Source organism: Mesorhizobium sp. B2-1-8 (genome assembly GCF_006442545.2).
Taxonomy (GTDB): domain Bacteria; phylum Pseudomonadota; class Alphaproteobacteria; order Rhizobiales; family Rhizobiaceae; genus Mesorhizobium.
The window spans coordinates 4,463,298-4,480,479 of sequence record NZ_CP083952.1 but is presented as its reverse complement, the minus strand read 5'-3'; the positions used below and the strand labels follow the sequence as shown (position 1 = coordinate 4,480,479).

Annotated in this window: 16 protein-coding genes and 1 pseudogene; 12 read left to right on the top strand and 5 right to left on the bottom strand. The window is 61.9% G+C overall.

Features of this window, described 5'->3' with window-relative positions; genetic code table 11:
• The first annotated feature begins 4 nt into the window (after positions 1 to 4).
• The 5 genes from FJ970_RS22025 (at position 5) to FJ970_RS22005 (ending at position 3,516) form a co-directional block, all read left to right on the top strand.
• The gene (locus FJ970_RS22025; RefSeq protein WP_140755306.1) at positions 5 to 427 is read left to right on the top strand and encodes a VOC family protein; all 423 of its coding nucleotides are present in this window, start codon (positions 5 to 7) and stop codon (positions 425 to 427) included.
• Positions 427 to 1,209, top strand: coding sequence for an AAA family ATPase (locus FJ970_RS22020; protein WP_140755304.1), 783 nt, complete (start codon positions 427 to 429; stop codon positions 1,207 to 1,209). The genes FJ970_RS22025 and FJ970_RS22020 overlap by 1 nt, the downstream gene beginning before the upstream one ends.
• A complete protein-coding gene (locus FJ970_RS22015) occupies positions 1,206 to 1,727 on the top strand; it encodes a CoA-binding protein (RefSeq protein WP_140755302.1) in 522 nt (173 codons plus the stop codon). Before FJ970_RS22020 ends, FJ970_RS22015 begins: the two co-directional genes overlap by 4 nt.
• 157 nt (positions 1,728 to 1,884) lie before the next feature.
• Complete coding sequence (locus tag FJ970_RS22010) at positions 1,885 to 3,165, top strand: O-acetylhomoserine aminocarboxypropyltransferase (protein ID WP_140755300.1); 1,281 nt, start codon at positions 1,885 to 1,887, stop codon at positions 3,163 to 3,165.
• A 6-nt stretch (positions 3,166 to 3,171) separates the two neighbouring features.
• Positions 3,172 to 3,516, top strand: a complete 345-nt coding sequence (locus FJ970_RS22005; RefSeq protein ID WP_140755298.1) for a cupin domain-containing protein — start codon at positions 3,172 to 3,174, stop codon at positions 3,514 to 3,516.
• Positions 3,517 to 3,567: 51 nt separating this feature from the next.
• On the opposite strand, the gene FJ970_RS22000 is transcribed toward FJ970_RS22005, so the two are convergent.
• Positions 3,568 to 4,818 (bottom strand): cytochrome P450, encoded by a 1,251-nt coding sequence (locus FJ970_RS22000; protein WP_140755296.1) that lies wholly within the window; start codon positions 4,816 to 4,818, stop codon positions 3,568 to 3,570.
• A gap of 104 nt (positions 4,819 to 4,922) precedes the next feature.
• Between FJ970_RS22000 and FJ970_RS21995 the strand changes: the two are divergent.
• Positions 4,923 to 6,027 (top strand): annotated as a pseudogene (locus FJ970_RS21995) (NAD(P)/FAD-dependent oxidoreductase).
• A gap of 2 nt (positions 6,028 to 6,029) precedes the next feature.
• Here FJ970_RS21995 and FJ970_RS21990 read toward each other — a convergent pair.
• Complete coding sequence (locus tag FJ970_RS21990; protein WP_140755294.1) at positions 6,030 to 6,620, bottom strand: hypothetical protein; 591 nt, start codon at positions 6,618 to 6,620, stop codon at positions 6,030 to 6,032.
• 335 nt (positions 6,621 to 6,955) lie between these two features.
• Between FJ970_RS21990 and clpP the strand changes: the two genes are divergently transcribed.
• The 4 genes from clpP to FJ970_RS21970 all read left to right on the top strand — a co-directional run bounded on the left by clpP (position 6,956) and on the right by FJ970_RS21970 (position 12,405).
• Positions 6,956 to 7,585 (top strand): ATP-dependent Clp endopeptidase proteolytic subunit ClpP, encoded by a 630-nt coding sequence (clpP, locus tag FJ970_RS21985; protein WP_140755292.1) that lies wholly within the window; start codon positions 6,956 to 6,958, stop codon positions 7,583 to 7,585.
• Positions 7,586 to 7,879: 294 nt separating this feature from the next.
• Entirely contained in the window at positions 7,880 to 9,154 is a 1,275-nt protein-coding gene (clpX, locus tag FJ970_RS21980) for an ATP-dependent Clp protease ATP-binding subunit ClpX (protein WP_023759839.1), read from the top strand.
• A gap of 274 nt (positions 9,155 to 9,428) precedes the next feature.
• Positions 9,429 to 11,840: an endopeptidase La gene (lon, locus tag FJ970_RS21975; RefSeq protein WP_127869591.1), complete on the top strand. Its 2,412-nt coding sequence runs from the start codon at positions 9,429 to 9,431 to the stop codon at positions 11,838 to 11,840.
• Positions 11,841 to 12,132: 292 nt separating this feature from the next.
• Positions 12,133 to 12,405 (top strand): HU family DNA-binding protein, encoded by a 273-nt coding sequence (locus FJ970_RS21970; protein WP_027143628.1) that lies wholly within the window; start codon positions 12,133 to 12,135, stop codon positions 12,403 to 12,405.
• A gap of 91 nt (positions 12,406 to 12,496) precedes the next feature.
• Here FJ970_RS21970 and FJ970_RS21965 read toward each other — a convergent pair whose 3' ends face one another.
• The gene (locus FJ970_RS21965) at positions 12,497 to 13,519 is read right to left on the bottom strand and encodes an aldo/keto reductase (protein WP_140755290.1); all 1,023 of its coding nucleotides are present in this window, start codon (positions 13,517 to 13,519) and stop codon (positions 12,497 to 12,499) included.
• A gap of 190 nt (positions 13,520 to 13,709) precedes the next feature.
• Here FJ970_RS21965 and FJ970_RS21960 point away from each other — a divergent pair, with 190 nt between their 5' ends.
• Positions 13,710 to 14,276: an SIS domain-containing protein gene (locus tag FJ970_RS21960; RefSeq protein WP_140755764.1), complete on the top strand. Its 567-nt coding sequence runs from the start codon at positions 13,710 to 13,712 to the stop codon at positions 14,274 to 14,276.
• 3 nt (positions 14,277 to 14,279) lie between these two features.
• Positions 14,280 to 15,023, top strand: coding sequence for a creatininase family protein (locus FJ970_RS21955; protein ID WP_140755288.1), 744 nt, complete (start codon positions 14,280 to 14,282; stop codon positions 15,021 to 15,023).
• Positions 15,024 to 15,076: 53 nt separating this feature from the next.
• Here the strand turns inward: FJ970_RS21955 and FJ970_RS21950 are convergent, their stop codons facing one another.
• Together FJ970_RS21950 and FJ970_RS21945 are read right to left on the bottom strand one after the other, a co-directional pair.
• Complete coding sequence (locus tag FJ970_RS21950) at positions 15,077 to 15,994, bottom strand: carbohydrate ABC transporter permease (protein WP_140755286.1); 918 nt, start codon at positions 15,992 to 15,994, stop codon at positions 15,077 to 15,079.
• A 12-nt stretch (positions 15,995 to 16,006) separates the two neighbouring features.
• Positions 16,007 to 17,128, bottom strand: a complete 1,122-nt coding sequence (locus FJ970_RS21945; protein ID WP_140755284.1) for a carbohydrate ABC transporter permease — start codon at positions 17,126 to 17,128, stop codon at positions 16,007 to 16,009.
• Between the last annotated feature and the right edge of the window lie 54 nt (positions 17,129 to 17,182).

Here is a 17,182-nt window from a genome sequence, read left to right as displayed (position 1 = left end):
GATCGTGGAACCCCGCATCTCCATCATCACCATCGCCACGGACGATCTGGATCGCGCCGTGCGTTTCTACGAGGCGATGGGTCTGAAGCGCCACGCGGGGATCACCGACGGTGTCGCCTTCTTCCAGATGGGCGGCGCCATCCTCGGTCTGTTCCCGCGCGCCAGCGCCGAGGAGGACTCGGGCATCACCTTCGCCAAGGCGCCTTCGGCCGTCTATCTCGCCTACAACACCCGCTCCGATGCCGAAGTCGACGAGGTGCTCGCCATGGCTGAAAAGGCCGGCGGAAGGATCGTCAAGCCGGCCGGCCGCGCCTTCTGGGGCGGCTGGTACGGCTATTTCGCCGATGCGGATGGGCATGTCTGGGAAGTGGCGCACAATCCGGCCTTCCCGATCGCGGACGACGGCACGATTTCGCTGCCTGATTGATGGCTTATCGCAAGCAACTGACACGGCTCAAGGCACCGTATCTCAAGCGCATCCTGCTCGACCCCGAGCGCGTGGCGGAATGGGAAAAATATCCCTGGAACCTGCCGCTGTTTCGCGGCCACGAGTTCGAACTCGAATTCACCACGCCCATCACCATCATCGTCGGCGAGAACGGCACCGGTAAATCCACGCTGCTCGAGGCAATCGGCGCGCTGGCCGGCTATGACGAGGCCGGCGGCGGCAAGGGCTATCGACCGGTCGACCACTCCAGTGCCATCGACAAGAGTGGAGCGGCACTGGCGAACACATTCCGTGGCCACTGGTTGCCAAAAGTCACCGCTGGCTGGTTCTTTCGCGCCGAATCCTTCTATTCGGTGGCCCGCTACCTCGACCAGGCCGCGCAGGAGGACCCGTTCAAGCCACCGCCGCCGGATTTCCTGTCCTGGTCGCACGGCGAAGGCTTCATCCGCTTCTTCGAGGAGCGCTGCCGCAGGCAAGGCATCTATATTCTCGACGAGCCCGAAAGCGCGCTTTCACCGACGCGCCAGATCGAACTGCTGAAGATGCTGCGGCGCATGGATCAATCGGGCACCGCGCAGGTGATCATGGCGACCCATTCGCCGCTGCTGATGGCCTGTCCCGATGCGCGGCTGTTCCGCATCAGCCGCTTCGGGCTCGAGCCCGCAGACTTTCGTGATACGGACCATTTCCGCATGCTGCGCGATTTCAGCAACGACCCGGATGGTTTTCTCGCCGAGGCGTTGTATGAGGACGAGACATGAATCACGACAGCTACGACAATGCCTATATCGGCGGCATCCTCAATTCGGTGAAGACGATCGCCATGGTCGGCGCGTCGGCGAATGACGTCAGGCCGAGCTATTTCGTGCTGAAATACCTGCTGGCCAAGGGGTTTTCGGTGTTCCCGATCAATCCCGGCCAGGCCGGCAAGGAAATCCTCGGCCGAATGACCTATGCCAGGCTGGCCAACATACCGGAGCCGATCGACATGGTCGACATTTTCCGCAATGCCGCGGCGGTTCCCGGCATCGTCGACGAAGTGTTGCAGCTCGATCCGTTGCCGAAAGTCATCTGGATGCAGCTTGGCGTGCGTCATGACGAGGCGGCCGCACGCGCCGAGGCGGCGGGCATCAAGGTGGTAATGAACCGCTGCCCCAAGATCGAGTACGGCAAGCTCTCCGGCGAGATCGGCTGGACCGGTGTCAATTCCGGTGTGCTGTCGTCGAAGAAGCCGCTGATGCGCCAGGGTTTCCAGAGTTTCGGCGTGCGTCAGAAATAGGCGCAACGCAGGGGCGCAAAATTATTCCGCGGAATGCCGCATTATCCTGCGGTGTGATCGAAGGATCAACGCCGAGCGGAATTTTCTTCTTTGCATTCGCACGCCGCCTTCGCCAAGAATGCGCAGCTGATTTGAGAAGTTTCAAAGGGAGGTTTCAGTGACCCGTACACCCGGTTTCAACACGCTCGCCGTCCATGCCGGCGCCAAGCCCGATCCGGCCACCGGCGCGCGCGCCACGCCGATCTACCAGACGACCTCCTTCGTCTTCGATGACGCCGACCACGCCGCTTCGCTGTTCGGGCTGAAAGCGTTCGGCAACATCTACACCCGCATCATGAACCCGACCCAGGCAGTGCTCGAAGAGCGAGTCGCGGCCCTCGAAGGTGGCACGGCTGCGCTTGCGGTTGCATCCGGCCATGCCGCGCAGGTCATCGTTTTCCACAATCTGATGCAGCCCGGCGACAATTTCGTCGCCGCCAACAAGCTTTACGGTGGTTCGATCAACCAGTTCGGCCATGCCTTCAAGAATTATGGCTGGGAGGTGCGCTGGGCCGACACCAATGATCTCTCGACCTTCGAGAACCAGATCGACGACAGGACCAAGGCGATCTTCATCGAGAGCCTGGCCAATCCGGGCGGCACCTTCGTCGATATCGAGAAGATCGGCGACATCGCCCGCAAGCATGGCCTTCCATTGATCGTCGACAACACGCTGGCCTCGCCCTACCTCATCCGCCCGATCGAGCACGGCGCCGACATCGTCGTGCATTCGCTGACCAAGTTCATGGGCGGCCATGGCAATTCGATCGGCGGCGTCATTGTCGACGGCGGCACCTTCGACTGGTCGAAATCGGGCAAGTACCCGATGCTGTCGGAACCGCGCCCCGAATATGGCGGCCTCGTGCTGCACGAAACCTTCGGCAATTTCGCTTTCGCCATCGCCGCCCGTGTGCTCGGCCTGCGCGATCTCGGTCCGGCGATCTCGCCGTTCAACGCTTTCCTCATCCTGACCGGTCTCGAAACCTTGCCGCTGCGCATGCAGCGGCACTGCGACAATGCGATCACGGTCGCCGGCTGGCTGTCCAACCATCCCAAGGTCGCCTGGGTGAATTATCCCGGCCTGCCCAGCGACAAGAACAATGCGTTGCAGAAGAAATACTCGCCTGAAGGCGCCGGCGCCGTGTTCACCTTCGGCCTCAAGGGCGGCTACGAGGCGGGCATCAAGTTCGTCGAGGCACTCGAACTCTTCTCGCACCTGGCCAATGTCGGCGACACCAAGTCGCTGGTCATCCACCCGGCGTCGACCACGCACCGCCAGCTTTCCGACGAGCAGAAGGTCAAGGCCGGTGCCGGGCCGGATACGGTGCGACTGTCCATCGGTATCGAGGACGTCACCGACATCGTCGCTGACCTCGAACAGGCGCTCGCCAAGGTCTGATCTGATATGACCGCGTTTCTTTCCGTCGACACCAAAAGCGTGGAGCCCGAATCCGGCGCGCCCGCGCCGGATCGCCTGATCTCGGGCGATCCGAAATTCCGCACCTGGAACGTCGAGGAGCGCGACGGCGGCCTCTATGCCGGCATCTGGGAATCGACCCCCGGCAAATGGCGCATCGTCTATGACGAATGGGAGTTCTGCCACATTCTCTCAGGCGTTTCGGTGATCGCGGAAGAGGGCGGCGAAGCGCGCACCATAAAGCCCGGCGACAGCTTCGTGCTGCGGCCGGGCTTCAAGGGAAGCTGGGAAGTGCTTGAGACGACTCGCAAGGAGTATGTGATCAAGCTTTGAAAGGCTGATCACATATCGAGGATCGGATCGGATTTCCGGGCAACTCGCCAGCTAGAAACCCACGGCGAGCGCCTCCAGCCCATGGAAGTGGTAAGTGTCGCGGAAGCGGGGCTGTTCGGCAAGATGCAGTCGCGGGTGCCGCTCGAACAAAGTCTTCAGCGAAACCTGCAGTTCGAGGCGGGCGAGCGGCGCGCCGATGCAGAAATGGATACCGGCGCCGAAAGACACATTCTTCTGGTCGGTGCGCTCCGGCCGGAAGGCCTGCGGTTCGGCGAAGGCGTGCGGATCATGATTGGCCATGCCAAGCAAGAGCCCTATCGTCTGGCCCGGCCGCACGACGATGCCGGGCGCGATTTCGATCTCCTCATGGGCATAGCGCATGAACATATGCAGCGGCGCGTCGAAACGCAGGCATTCCTCGACGGTCGCCGCGGTCGTTTCCGGTGAGGTGAAGAAGCGGCGCGGGTCGCCGCCTTGCACAAGGATCGAGCGCACTGCGTTGCCGGTCTGGTGCACGGTTGCCTCATGGCCGGCGTTGAGCAACAGGATGGCCGAGGAGACCAGTTCGTCCTCGGACAATTTCTGTCCGTCTTCCTGCGCCGAGATCAGCAGCGACAGCAGATCATTGCCCGGGTTCTTGCGCCGCTCGGTGACGTAGCCGCGCAGGAAATCGGAAAATTCGCGTGCCGCGCCATTGGCCGTCTCCTCGGTCTCGCGGGTGCGGCCATGGATGTACATGGCGACCATCTGATGCGACCAGTCGAGTAGTTGCGGCCCCATCTCCACCGGCACGCCGAGCATTTCGGCGATGATGGTGATCGGCAGCGGGGAGGCGAAGGCCGGCAGGAGGTCAAAGGCCTTGCCAGGTTCGAAACGATCGATCAATTCGTTGGCGAGTGCCTCGACACCCGGCCGCAACCGTTCGACCTGACGCGAGACGAAGGCACGGTTGACCAGTGTCCTCAGCCGCGTGTGCACCGGCGGCTCCAGTTCCAGCATCGAGTTGGCTTCGATGCCGTCGAACGCCTCGAGATGGGTCCTGTCCTGGCCGACACCGTGGCTGTCTGGGATGCCAGCAGGGTTCTGGCGGCCGAAACGGCGGTCGCGCAGCAGTCTGTTGACATCGCCGAAGCCGCCAAAACACCAGAAGCCGAACTCTTCCCAGAAAAATGCATTCGATGCGTCATGCAGGAGGCCGTAGGCCTCGTACGGGTTCATGAAGAAAGCCGGTTCGCGCGGGTCGAGCCTCAGCCGGCGTGTGGCTGGATCAAAGGCCAGATACGGGAGCGTCGATTTGGTCATGCCAGACCCATAGCGCGGCTTGCCAGCCCGGTTCCAGACCGTATGTTGCGTTCGGCAGCCTGATGCATTGAGCCAGCCAGTAGGGTTGCGAAAGGTCTGAACGGATGAATGTGATCGTCGTCGGCGCGGGTATCGCCGGTCTCTCCACGGCGTGGTCGCTGGTCAAGGCAGGCCACGCCGTCTCGATCGTCGAGCAGGGGCCGATCCCCAATCCGCTGGCGGCATCGGGCGACCATCACCGCATCATCCGCCGTGCCTACCGCGCTGGAACCGGCTACGGCCGGCTGATCACCGAAGCCTATGAGGCCTGGGACGAGATGTGGGCCGATCTCGGCGAGAACCACCTCGATCCCAGGGGATTCGTCTGCGTTTCGCGCGAGCCCGGCGATGAGGCCGAGGAATACCGCGAGGGTCTGGAAGAGGGCAATTTCCCTTTCGAATTGCTGGAGCCGGACGCAGCCGTCGAGCGCTGGCCGTTCCTTGAGACCGGCTCGTTCCGCTACGCCTATTTTTCGCCCGAAGGCGGCGCGCTGCATTGCCGCAAGATCGCGGTCGGGCTGGCCAAATGGCTGCGCGCCAACGGCGCCAACGTCTACGAGCACAGCAAGGTGACGGAGATCGATGCAGAGGCCGGCCATATCGTGCTGGAAAGCGGCGAGACGATGCAGGCAGACCGCATCGTCGTTGCCCCTGGCGCCTGGGTGCTGAAGCTATTCCCCGAGCTCGGCGGCGAATTGAAGACTTTTCGCACCGCGCTCGCCTATGTCGAGCCCCCGGCCGATCTCGAGGCCGCATGGGAGGCCGCGCCCGTCATTCTCGATGTCGGCGGCAAGACCGATGGCTATATGATCCCGCTCACCCGCGGCGCCGGAATGAAATTCGGCTCGGGCCTGCACAAGGTGCCGACCAGCGACGCCGACTGGAACCGCGAGCCGGTGCCGGGCGAAGGCGAGGCGATCCGCAACCTGTTCTCGCCGCCGATCACCCGCATCGAGGAGTACAAGGGTGACCGAAGTGGTCACCTGCGCCTACACCTTCACCGAGGACGAGAAATTCCTGGCGCATGAAACAGGCAAGTGCCTGGTCGTCTCGGCGTGCTCGGGCCACAGCTACAAGTTCGGCGCGGCAGTGGGGCGCCGTGTGGCCAAAGCCATCGGCGACGGCGATGTCATCGGCCTCAAGGCTTGGCTACGGGCCGAGGTGGCCTAAGCTCAATCCTGGCAATGCCTCGGAATATGCACGCGCCGCCAGCCGGATGAGCCTTCGCGCACCAGCACGCGCCGCGGAACGGTCTGGTAGGCGGCAGGAATATCGATGACGCGCCCTTGCTCGGGCCGCACCAGCACCTCCTCGGCGATGCTGTCATATTGCGCCGGAATGACGACGCGCCGCGTGCGCTCGGGCTGGATCACCACCGTCTCGGCGACGCTTTCGTAGCGTGCCTTGTGCCAAACCTTGCACAGCACCCGGCGGCCATGGATGACGCGCCATTCCCAGGAATAGCCGCCGCCATCGACCCTGACGGTGTGGACTGTCCGGGTGATTGCCGGGACCACTTCGTACCGAACCTGTGCCGGCACGGTCATCACCACGCGCTCGCGGGTGCCGTAGATTGGCGGGTCATAGTCGACGATCTGCTGGCCCGGAGGGCTGACCATGACGTCTTCGTAGACGGTGTCGTAAACGGCCGGTGTGCGGACGGGCTCGTAGCATTCGACAGCGCGGCCGCCTGCCGCCGTTTGCGAAATCGAGCCGAGCAGGGTCAGCCCGGCAATGGTGAAGCATGCGGTTTTCCCGGACATGGCAGTCCCCCGTTTGAACTGCAGGCACAAGTTCAACGTTGAATTGTAGGGGAAGCCATTGCGGAGAAAAGCGGTTTCGGCGCATTTCGTTAAGTGACGAGGTTAAGAAACTGCTACCTGGCGGGGGCAGGCTCGGTATTTCGGGGCGGCGTGGCATCAGCTGCTGCCAATCCTTGCCCGGAAGCTTGATTCGACTTACCCAGATGGCTAGGACGGGTCGGCCTTGCACAAGGATGAGCCGGCATCCTATTTACATCTTGACGATCCAGAACCGATTCTGCCCGAACTGCCAGCCTGTCCGGCGCCGGAAATCCCACCGCGAGAAGAGATAACTGATGAAGAATCCCATCGAAACCTACATGAACCTCGTTCCGATGGTGGTCGAACAGACCAATCGCGGCGAGCGGGCCTACGACATTTTCTCGCGCCTCCTCAAGGAGCGCATCATTTTCATCACCGGTCCGGTCGAGGACGGCATGGCGACGCTGGTCTGCGCGCAGCTCCTGTTCCTCGAAGCCGAGAACCCGAAGAAGGAAATCAATCTCTACATCAATTCGCCGGGCGGCGTCGTCACCTCGGGCATGGCGATCTACGACACCATGCAGTTCATCAAGCCGGCCGTGTCGACGCTGTGCATCGGCCAGGCGGCCTCGATGGGCTCGCTGCTGCTGACCGCCGGCCACAAGGACATGCGCTTTGCCACGCCGAACGCCCGCATCATGGTTCACCAGCCGTCCGGTGGCTTCCAGGGCCAGGCGTCCGATATCGAGCGTCATGCCCAGGACATCATCAAGCTGAAGCGTCGCCTCAACGAGGTCTATGTCAAGCACACCGGCAAGAGCTATGAAGAGATCGAGAAGACGCTCGACCGCGACCATTTCATGACCGCCGACGAGGCCAAGGATTTCGGCCTGATCGACAAGGTCATTTCGTCGCGCGAGGCGGCCGAGGGAGCGTTGGCATAAAGGTTGGTTGGCAGTTGGATGGCACCATCACGCGCTTTTGGCGCGTCTTGCGTCATTTCGGCCACAATTGGCTGTTCCCTCGGAGGTCGGGATTGCCTACGTTAAGGCTATGTTGATTTTCGACGGCTTAGCTTTGCGTGGGGAAGCTGCGAATCATTGCCACGTTTTCTGATTTGTGTTTCGTATGGAATACGTTGCGGGAGCCGGAAGACTGGCGGCGGCGGATTCCCGCGATAAATAGAGTATGCGCCCTTTCAGCCAGACCATCGGCGGGCGGCCATGAAAGGACATGAAATGAGCAAGGTCGGCAACAACAGCGGTGACTCCAAGAACACGCTCTATTGCTCGTTTTGCGGCAAAAGCCAGCACGAGGTGCGCAAGCTGATCGCCGGCCCAACGGTGTTCATCTGCGACGAGTGCGTCGAACTTTGCATGGACATCATCCGCGAGGAGAACAAGACCTCGATGGTGAAGTCGCGCGAGGGCGTGCCGACCCCGCAGGAGATCCTCAAGGTTCTCGACGACTACGTCATCGGTCAGCCCTACGCCAAGCGCGTGCTGTCGGTGGCGGTCCACAACCATTACAAGCGCCTCGCGCATGCCGGCAAGAACAACGATGTGGAGTTGGCCAAGTCCAACATACTGCTGATCGGCCCGACCGGCTGCGGCAAGACGCTGCTGGCGCAGACGCTGGCCCGCATCATCGACGTGCCCTTCACCATGGCGGACGCCACGACGCTGACCGAGGCCGGTTACGTCGGCGAGGACGTCGAGAACATCATCCTGAAGCTGTTGCAGTCGGCCGACTACAATGTCGAGCGCGCCCAGCGCGGGATCGTCTACATCGACGAAATCGACAAGATTTCGCGCAAGTCCGACAATCCCTCGATCACCCGCGACGTGTCGGGCGAGGGCGTGCAGCAGGCGCTGCTCAAGATCATGGAAGGCACGGTCGCCTCCGTCCCGCCGCAGGGCGGCCGCAAGCACCCGCAGCAGGAGTTCCTGCAGGTCGACACCGCCAACATCCTGTTCATCTGCGGCGGTGCCTTCGCCGGGCTGGACAAGATCATCTCGGACCGCGGCAGGAAGACATCGATCGGTTTTGGCGCCATCGTCGCGTCGCCGGAGGATCGCCGCACGGGTGACGTTTTCCGCCTGGTCGAGCCCGAGGATCTGTTGAAATTCGGCCTCATTCCGGAGTTCGTCGGTCGTCTGCCGGTCCTGGCGACGCTGGAGGATCTCGACGAGCCAGCATTGATCCAGATCCTGACCGAACCGAAGAACGCGTTGGTCAAGCAGTATCAGCGCCTGTTCGAGATGGAAAATGTCGACCTGACCTTCCACGAGAACGCGCTTTCGGCGATCGCCAAGCGCGCCATCGAGCGCAAGACCGGTGCGCGCGGCCTGCGTTCGATCATGGAAGCGATCCTGCTCGACACGATGTTCGAACTGCCCGCGCTCGAAGGCGTGCGCGAGGTGGTGATTTCGGAAGAAGTGGTGACCGGCAGCGCCCGGCCGCTCTACATCTATTCCGAACAGAAGGAAAAGAAGGGCAATGTCAGCGCCTGATATGGCACTTGGCCCTATATTTTTGTGGAACGGCGCCCTTGCGGCGCCGTTTTGCTGTGAGGAACCGGCACACCTTCGCGATGGAATGGATTGCGGACCATGTTAACTCTTGATCTTTGGCCCGCCTGCATCCACCTAACACGAGAAGGCCGAGGTGCCCGATTTCTGTGCTGTAAAACTCCCGTCATAAACGGTGGTAGGCGGAACGATCCCCGGTCGTTAATATGAGATTCGCGGTTGGCCTGATGGTGGCCGCGACATGAAAGGTTGGACAATGGCCAAAATATCCAAGGCTCCCAGCGACGGCGTCTTTGCAGTCCTCCCACTGCGCGACATCGTGGTGTTCCCGCACATGATCGTTCCGCTCTTCGTCGGGCGCGAAAAGTCGATCAAGGCGTTGGAAGAGGTGATGGGTCAGGAAAAGCAGATCCTGCTCGCCACCCAGATGAATGCCGCCGATGACGATCCCGAGCCCGATGCGATCTTCGACATCGGCACGCTCGCCAACGTGCTGCAGTTGCTGAAGCTGCCCGACGGCACCGTCAAGGTTCTGGTCGAGGGCGCCTCGCGTGCGAAAATCGTCTCCTTCACCGACCGTCCCGACTTCCACGAGGCCAAGGCCACGGCGCTGGTCGAGCCGGAAGAGGAAGAGGTCGAGGTCGAGGCTCTGGCCCGCTCGGTCGTCACCGACTTCGAGAACTACGTCAAGCTGAACAAGAAGATATCGCCCGAAGTGGTGGGTGCCGCCAGCCAGATCGACGACTATTCAAAGCTCGCCGACACGGTTGCCTCGCATCTCGCCATCAAGATCCCTGAAAAGCAGGAGATGCTGGCCACGCTTTCCGTCAAGGAGCGGCTGGAAAAGGCGATGGGCTTCATGGAAGCCGAAATCTCCGTCCTGCAGGTGGAGAAGCGCATCCGCTCGCGCGTCAAGCGCCAGATGGAGAAGACGCAGCGCGAATACTACCTCAACGAGCAGATGAAGGCGATCCAGAAGGAACTCGGCGAAGGCGAGGATGGCCGCGACGAGGCCGCCGAGATCGAGGCGCGCATCAAGAAGACCAAGCTCTCAAAGGAGGCTCGCGAAAAGGCGGAAGCCGAGTTGAAGAAGCTCAGGACGATGTCGCCGATGTCGGCTGAATCGACCGTCGTGCGCAACTATCTCGATTGGCTGCTGTCGATCCCGTGGGGCAAGAACTCCAAGGTCAAGCAGGACCTGGCCTACGCGCAGAACGTCCTCGACACCGATCACTTCGGCCTCGACAAGGTCAAGGACCGCATCGTCGAGTACCTTGCCGTGCAAAGCCGCCAGAAGAAGCTGAAGGGGCCGATCCTGTGCCTCGTCGGCCCTCCCGGCGTCGGCAAGACCTCGCTCGGCAAGTCGATCGCCAAGGCGACCGGTCGCGAATTCATCCGTATGGCGCTCGGCGGCGTGCGTGACGAAGCCGAGATCCGTGGCCACCGGCGCACCTATATCGGCTCGATGCCCGGCAAGGTCATCCAGTCGATGAAGAAGGCAAAGAAGTCCAATCCGCTCTTCCTGCTCGACGAGATCGACAAGATGGGCCAGGACTTCCGTGGCGACCCGTCTTCGGCGCTGCTCGAGGTGCTCGATCCCGAACAGAACTCGACGTTCATGGACCATTACCTCGAGGTCGAATACGACCTGTCGAGCGTGATGTTCGTGACGACGGCGAACACGCTGAACATCCCTGCGCCCTTGATGGACCGCATGGAGATCATCCGTATCGCCGGCTACACCGAGGACGAGAAGATCGAGATCGCCAAGCGGCACCTGATGCCGAAGGTTATCCGCGATCACGCGCTGCAGCCGAAGGAGTTCTCCGTCGGTGAGGACGCGATCCGCGCCATCATCCAGACCTACACCCGTGAAGCGGGCGTCAGAAGCCTGGAGCGCGAGCTGATGAAGCTCGGGCGCAAGGCGGTGACCGAGATCCTGAAGACGAAGAAGAAGACGGTGAGCATCACGGCGGCGAACCTCGCCGACTACCTCGGTGTTCAGCGCTACCGCTTCGGCCAGGTCGAGGCTGACGATCAGGTCGGTGTCGTCACCGGCCTTGCCTGGACGGAAGTCGGCGGCGAGCTGCTGACGGTCGAAGGCGTCATGATGCCCGGCAAGGGCCGCATGACGGTGACCGGCAATCTGCGCGACGTGATGAAGGAATCGATCTCGGCGGCGGCCTCCTATGTCCGTTCGCGCGCCATCGATTTCGGCATCGAGCCGCCGCTGTTCGACAAGCGCGACATCCACGTGCACTTGCCGGAAGGCGCAACGCCGAAGGACGGTCCGTCCGCAGGCGCGGCCATGGCCACGGCCATTGTGTCGGTGCTGACGGGTATTCCGGTTCGGGCCGATGTGGCGATGACTGGCGAGATAACGCTTCGCGGCCGAATCTTGCCGATCGGTGGCCTCAAGGAGAAGCTGCTCGCCGCACTGCGCGGCGGCATCAAGAAGGTGCTGATCCCGGAAGACAACGCCAAGGATCTGGCGGAGATTCCGGACAACGTGAAGAACGGCATGGAAATCATTCCGGTCTCACGCGTCGGTGAGGTGCTGCGCCACGCGCTGGTGCGGATGCCGGAGCCGATCGAATGGGTCGAACCGGTCAATCCGCCGGCCGCGACCGACAGCGCCGACGATGCCGGAAAGTCGCTTGCGCATTAGGGCGCTGCGCGTCCAGCGCAAAGGACGCTCCAATACTGGGGATTTGCGCATGGTCCTTTCGGAAAACCGACCGCGGTTTTCAGGGCCATGCGTTAGAAATCGCTAAGGTTGCAGCGCACAAACAGAAAGCCGGGCTTCGCGCCCGGCTTTTTCATGTGAAAAACCCCGGAATTCCGGGCTTTTTCCGCTTTTTTCCTGCCTTTTCGACTTGGTTGCGGGAACGCTTCTTTCTAAAGTCCGTTTCCTGCCGGATGAGTCGTAAGTTCCGGTGTTCTCATGGAAGGGAATTTTTATGAACAAGAACGAACTGGTGTCCGCTGTCGCCGACGCCGCGAGCATTTCGAAGGGTGACGCGCAGTCGGCGGTCGATGCAGTGTTTTCTGTCATCTCCGGCGAACTGAAGAAGGGCGGCGATGTCCGGCTTGTCGGCTTTGGCAATTTCACCGTGTCAAAGCGCGCTGCATCCACCGGCCGCAACCCCCAGACCGGCGCCGAAGTGCAGATCCCGGCGCGCACCGTGCCGAAGTTCTCGGCCGGCAAGGGCCTCAAGGACGCCGTCAACTAAGCGCATTTTAATTTTCGAAAACCAGAAAAGCCGGGCTTGCCCGGCTTTTCATTTTTGGACCCCGTATCGAATCGATCGGACCAGAAGCTTCTCAAGCTGTCGGGGCGTCGGCGCGCATCAGGCCTTCCTTCTTGAGATCGGCCCAAAGCGCTACAGGCACTTTCGCGTCCAGCAGCGACCGGTTGCTCTCGACTTCTTCAGGCCGCTGACCGCCGGGGATGACCGAAACCACCGACGGGTGCAACTGCGGGAATTGCAGGGCGGCCTCGATGAGCCTGATACCATGGCGTTTGCAGACGGCCTCGATGCGCGTCACTCGGTCGAGCACATCCTGCGGCGCTTCGGAATAGTTGTAGTAGGCGCCGGGCTTCGGTCCGGTCGCCAGAATGCCGGAATTGTAGGGGCCGCCGAGAACGATGCCGATGCCGCGTTTCTGGCAAAGCGGCAGGAACGATGTCAGCGCCTCCTGTTCCAGCAGCGTATAGCGCCCGGCAAGCAGGAACAGGTCGAAATCGCCGCGCTCGGCCAGCGTCTGGGCCACCTGCCATTCGTTGATGCCACCGCCGAACGCCTTGATGACGCCCTGGTCGCGCAAGGCGAGCAGGCCATAATAGCCCGAGCGCATGAACTCCTCGATGCGCTGGTCGGACGCCTCCTTGCTGCCATGGGTGAAGATGTCGACGTCGTGCACGAACAGGATGTCGATGCGGTCGACGCCAAGCCGCTCCAGCGAGGCCTCGAACGAGCGCATGACGCCGTCATAGCTGTAGTCGTAGACCTCCTTGCGCGACGGCGTGTCGAAGAACTTGCCGATGCCCGTGCGCTCCTCTGGCGGGCAGGCGCGCATGATGCGGCCGACCTTGCTCGACAGCACATAGTCGTCGCGCTTCCTGGAGCGCAGGAACGGGTTGAGGCGCGTTTCCGACAGGCCGAGCCCATAGAGGGGTGCGGTGTCATAGTAGCGGCAGCCGGTCGCCCAGGCGGCCTCCAGCGTCGCATGGGCGTCCTCGTCGGAGACGGCGCGGTAAAGATTGCCGAGCGGAGCCGTGCCGAAGCCCAGCTCCGTGAAGGTGATGCCGCCATTGCCGATGCGGTCGAAATGCCGTGTCTTCATGTCTTGAAATTTTCCCGGATTGATTTGTCTGACATGACACTATCATGCTCGTGGCTAGGCAAAAGCACCGCTGAGCGTTGGACACGCATTTTCGCGGTTGCTAGCATGAACGAAATCAAGCCGTTCCGGGGAAGAGCATGATCGGGAATTGCCAATCATCTTCGACTACCGGCACGCCGGTGGCGCGGCCATGAACAACTCCGGCTCGCAGATGTTCAGGACCGCACTCGACGAGCTTGGCGCGGTGCTGGCGCGCGTCGATGGCGACCGGATCGACGCCGCCTGCGGGATGCTGGTGGATGCCAGGCAGATCGTCGTCTATGGCTGCGGCCGCGAGGCCTTGCAGGTGAAGGGCTTCGCCATGCGGCTCTATCATCTGGGCCTGCCGGTTTCGGTCGTCGGCGACATGAACACGCCGCCTGTAGCGCAGGGCGATGTTTTGCTTGTCAGTTCCGGGCCTGGCCAAACCTCGACCGTGCTCACCCTGATGCGCATCGCGCGCGCGGCAGGCGCGACCGTCCTCCTCCTGACCGCCCAGGCGGGCGGCAGCGCTGTAGGGCTTGCCGACATGACGCTGCTGATCCCGGCGCAGACCATGGCCGACGACCAGGGACCGCAAAAGACGTCGGTGCTGCCGATGGGCTCGGTTTTCGAGGGCGCGCTGTTCCTGCTGTTCGAGATCATGATCCTGAAACTCAGGGAATTGACCGCGGCGTCGCCGGAAGCCATGCGCGCCCGCCACACCAACATGGAATAGACCATGCGCTATGAACTGATGCTGCCGCACCAGATCCGCAAGGCGATCGCTGAGAATTGGCCGGTTGCGCTGCCGCTCGGCGTGCTGGAATACCATGGCGAGCACATGGCCGTCGGCATGGACACGCTGGCCGTCATCAAGACGTTGGAGCTGCTCGAACAAGAGAGCGATGTCGTCATCCTGCCGCCCTTCTATTACGGTGCAGCGAGTTATGCGGTGGCACCGCCGGAAGGCAGTGGCTCCGTTCAGGTCGGCGGCAATCAACTGGCGCCGTTCGGCGAGGAGCTGTTCTACAGCCTGCTGCGTATCGGTTTCCGCAACATCCACGCCATCGTCCATCACCAGACCGAGAATTTCGCCGCCGGCATGCCGACCGATCTCGCCTTCAAGACCGCCGGCAGGCAGGCGATCTTCCGCTTCCTCGAGAAGCAGCGCGGCGAGGGCTGGTGGGGTTCCGAGACGATGGCCGACTACTATGCCGGGCATGCCGCGGGCGAAAATTTCTTCAACTGGGTGCAGGTGCATCCGCTGATGCCGGCCGCCATGAACGGCAAATATCCATTCGACCATGCCGGCATCGGCGAGACATCGCTGATGCTGGCGCTATGTCCGGAAGCAGTGGACGCCGCGCACTTCGCGGACAACAAAACCTGGTATACGGCGAGCGCGGCGGATGCTTCGGCAGAGCTTGGACAGAAGGGCGTCGCCATGATCATGGATCATCTGCGCGCGATCCTGAAGGCCTAGCGCGCCCTTCCTTCTCCCACAGAGGGGTACAGAGGGAAAGAAGAGGCGCCCGGTCACTTCACCGCACCAGCCGTCATGCCCATGATCAGGTAGCGCTCCAGCGCGATACCAATGACCGCAAGCGGCGCGATCGCTGCGGTGGCCAGCGCGGCCATCGACCACCAGTTGATGCCTTGCGACCCCGTCTGGCTGGCAACCATGACCGGGATCGTCTTGGCGTCCGTCGAGGTCAAAAGGGCGGCGAAGAAATACTCGTTCCAGCACAGCACCATTGCCAGGATGAAGGCGGCGACCATGCCCGGCAGCGCGATCGGCATGACGATGCGGAAAAAGGCGCCCCAGATCGACAGGCCGTCGACGAGGGCTGCTTCCTCGAGTTCGACTGGAATCGAGTTGAACTGGTCGCGCATGATCCAGATGACGATCGGCAGCACCATCAGCGTGTAGAGCAGGATCAACCCGATGCGCGTATCGAGCAGCCCGACTTCGCGGTAGAGCACTAGGAAGGGTAGGGCGAGCACCACCGGCGGCAGGATCAACTGCGACAGGAAGAAGAACGAGATGTCCTCGTTCTTGAACCAGGCGAAATGGTAGCGATAGCGGGTCAGGCCATACGCGGCGAGGCTGCCGATGATGATCGCCAGGCTCGACGCACCAACCGAGGTGATGACCGAATTCATGAAACGCTTGAGGAACTCGTCGCGCACGGTCGAGGTCTGGAAGATCGAGTCCGGCGACAGGCCAAGCGATCGCCAGCCTTTCCAATCCGGCTGGAAGTCGACAAACGGGATCAGATGCCCTTGCGTGACGTCGACCGCCGATTTGAACGAGGTCGTTATCGTCCAGTAGATGGGGAACAGGCAGATGAAAGCCCAGAAGACAAGTGCGCCATAGATGAAGACACGGCTGGTGATGAAGCTCGCCGGGGAGCGGATTTCGGAGACGGTATAGTCGGTGGTCTGAACGCTCATGATCCGGCCGCTCTAGTTGACGTTGCGCACGAAGCGGTTGGCGATCTTCAGGAGCCAGGTCACGAACACGACGATGATGACGAGATAGGCCATCGCCAGCATGGTGCCGTAGCCGACATTCGAGCGGTCGCGATATTCGCGGTAGATGAAGCTCGACACCGAATCGGTGGCTCCGCCAGGGCCGCCCGACGTCACCGTAATGATGATGTCCGCAAGCTTCAGCTTGAAGATGATGCGCAGGATGACGGCGGTCACAGACACCGGCAGCATCAGCGGGAAGGTGACCTGCCAGAAGGTTTGCCATGCATTGGCGCCGTCGACACGCGCCGCCTCCAGCACCTCGCGGGACATCGCCTGCAGTCCGGCCAGCAGCATGATCATCATGAAGGGGATGAAGGTCCAGGCGTCCAGCATCATGATCGAGATGCGGGCTGTGATCGGCTCTGAGAAGAAGGCGGGATTATCCCAGCCGAGATGGCGCGCCAGCGTCGCCGCCGGGCCGAACCGGTATTCCATCAGCGATTTGCCGATCATCCAGGACACCGCGACCGGCGACAGCATCAGCGGCATCAGGAAGACGACGCGGAAGAATTTTCGCGCCCGGATCTGCGCGTTGAGCAACAGCGCCAGCCCGAAGGCGATGACATATTCGACCAGCACCGCAAGCACATAGAGCACCATGTTGAACAGCGCATTGCGGTAGTATGGATCGCCGAGCATCTGCCAGAAATTGTCGAGCCCGTTGAACCTGCGGCCGCTGAAGGAACTGAGGTTCCAGTCGGTGAGCGCGATATAGAAACCAAACAGCGTGGGAAAGATCACCATGGCGATGGTGAACAGCAGCGCCGGCAGCAGGAACAGCGCGCGCTGGCCGTCCTCGCCGCGTGTCAGAACCTGGCCGATCCCGATAGCAACGCCCCATAGCACATAGGCGTAGACCACGGGCCGCCATGTCTCGAAGCCGATCGTATCGACCTCGGTCTTGTAGAGGATCTGAAGCAGGATCGTCGCCAGGAGGCCGAGTGTGGCCAAGGCCATCAGTGTCCAGCCGAAGCGTTTGCGGCCAGGCGGGATCAGATCCATCGGTGTGGAATTTGCCGGCCACGCATTCGTGGTCGAGGTCTGTTCAGCCACGCCTCTCGCCTCTTCTGGTACGATGGCCGGCAGAGCCGGTCAAAACTCGGCCCG

What these genes read in the sequence shown, in the direction of transcription:
- FJ970_RS22020 (WP_140755304.1), top strand. Translation starts at nt 427, where the DNA reads ATGGCTTATCGCAAGCAACTGACACGGCTCAAGGCACCGTATCTCAAG.
- FJ970_RS22015 (WP_140755302.1), top strand. Translation starts at nt 1,206, where the DNA reads ATGAATCACGACAGCTACGACAATGCCTATATCGGCGGCATCCTCAAT.
- FJ970_RS22005 (WP_140755298.1), top strand. Translation starts at nt 3,172, where the DNA reads ATGACCGCGTTTCTTTCCGTCGACACCAAAAGCGTGGAGCCCGAATCC.
- FJ970_RS22000 (WP_140755296.1), bottom strand. Translation starts at nt 4,818, where the DNA reads ATGACCAAATCGACGCTCCCGTATCTGGCCTTTGATCCAGCCACACGC.
- FJ970_RS21990 (WP_140755294.1), bottom strand. Translation starts at nt 6,620, where the DNA reads ATGTCCGGGAAAACCGCATGCTTCACCATTGCCGGGCTGACCCTGCTC.
- clpP (WP_140755292.1), top strand. Translation starts at nt 6,956, where the DNA reads ATGAAGAATCCCATCGAAACCTACATGAACCTCGTTCCGATGGTGGTC.
- clpX (WP_023759839.1), top strand. Translation starts at nt 7,880, where the DNA reads ATGAGCAAGGTCGGCAACAACAGCGGTGACTCCAAGAACACGCTCTAT.
- lon (WP_127869591.1), top strand. Translation starts at nt 9,429, where the DNA reads ATGGCCAAAATATCCAAGGCTCCCAGCGACGGCGTCTTTGCAGTCCTC.
- FJ970_RS21970 (WP_027143628.1), top strand. Translation starts at nt 12,133, where the DNA reads ATGAACAAGAACGAACTGGTGTCCGCTGTCGCCGACGCCGCGAGCATT.
- FJ970_RS21965 (WP_140755290.1), bottom strand. Translation starts at nt 13,519, where the DNA reads ATGAAGACACGGCATTTCGACCGCATCGGCAATGGCGGCATCACCTTC.
- FJ970_RS21960 (WP_140755764.1), top strand. Translation starts at nt 13,710, where the DNA reads ATGAACAACTCCGGCTCGCAGATGTTCAGGACCGCACTCGACGAGCTT.
- FJ970_RS21955 (WP_140755288.1), top strand. Translation starts at nt 14,280, where the DNA reads ATGCGCTATGAACTGATGCTGCCGCACCAGATCCGCAAGGCGATCGCT.
- FJ970_RS21950 (WP_140755286.1), bottom strand. Translation starts at nt 15,994, where the DNA reads ATGAGCGTTCAGACCACCGACTATACCGTCTCCGAAATCCGCTCCCCG.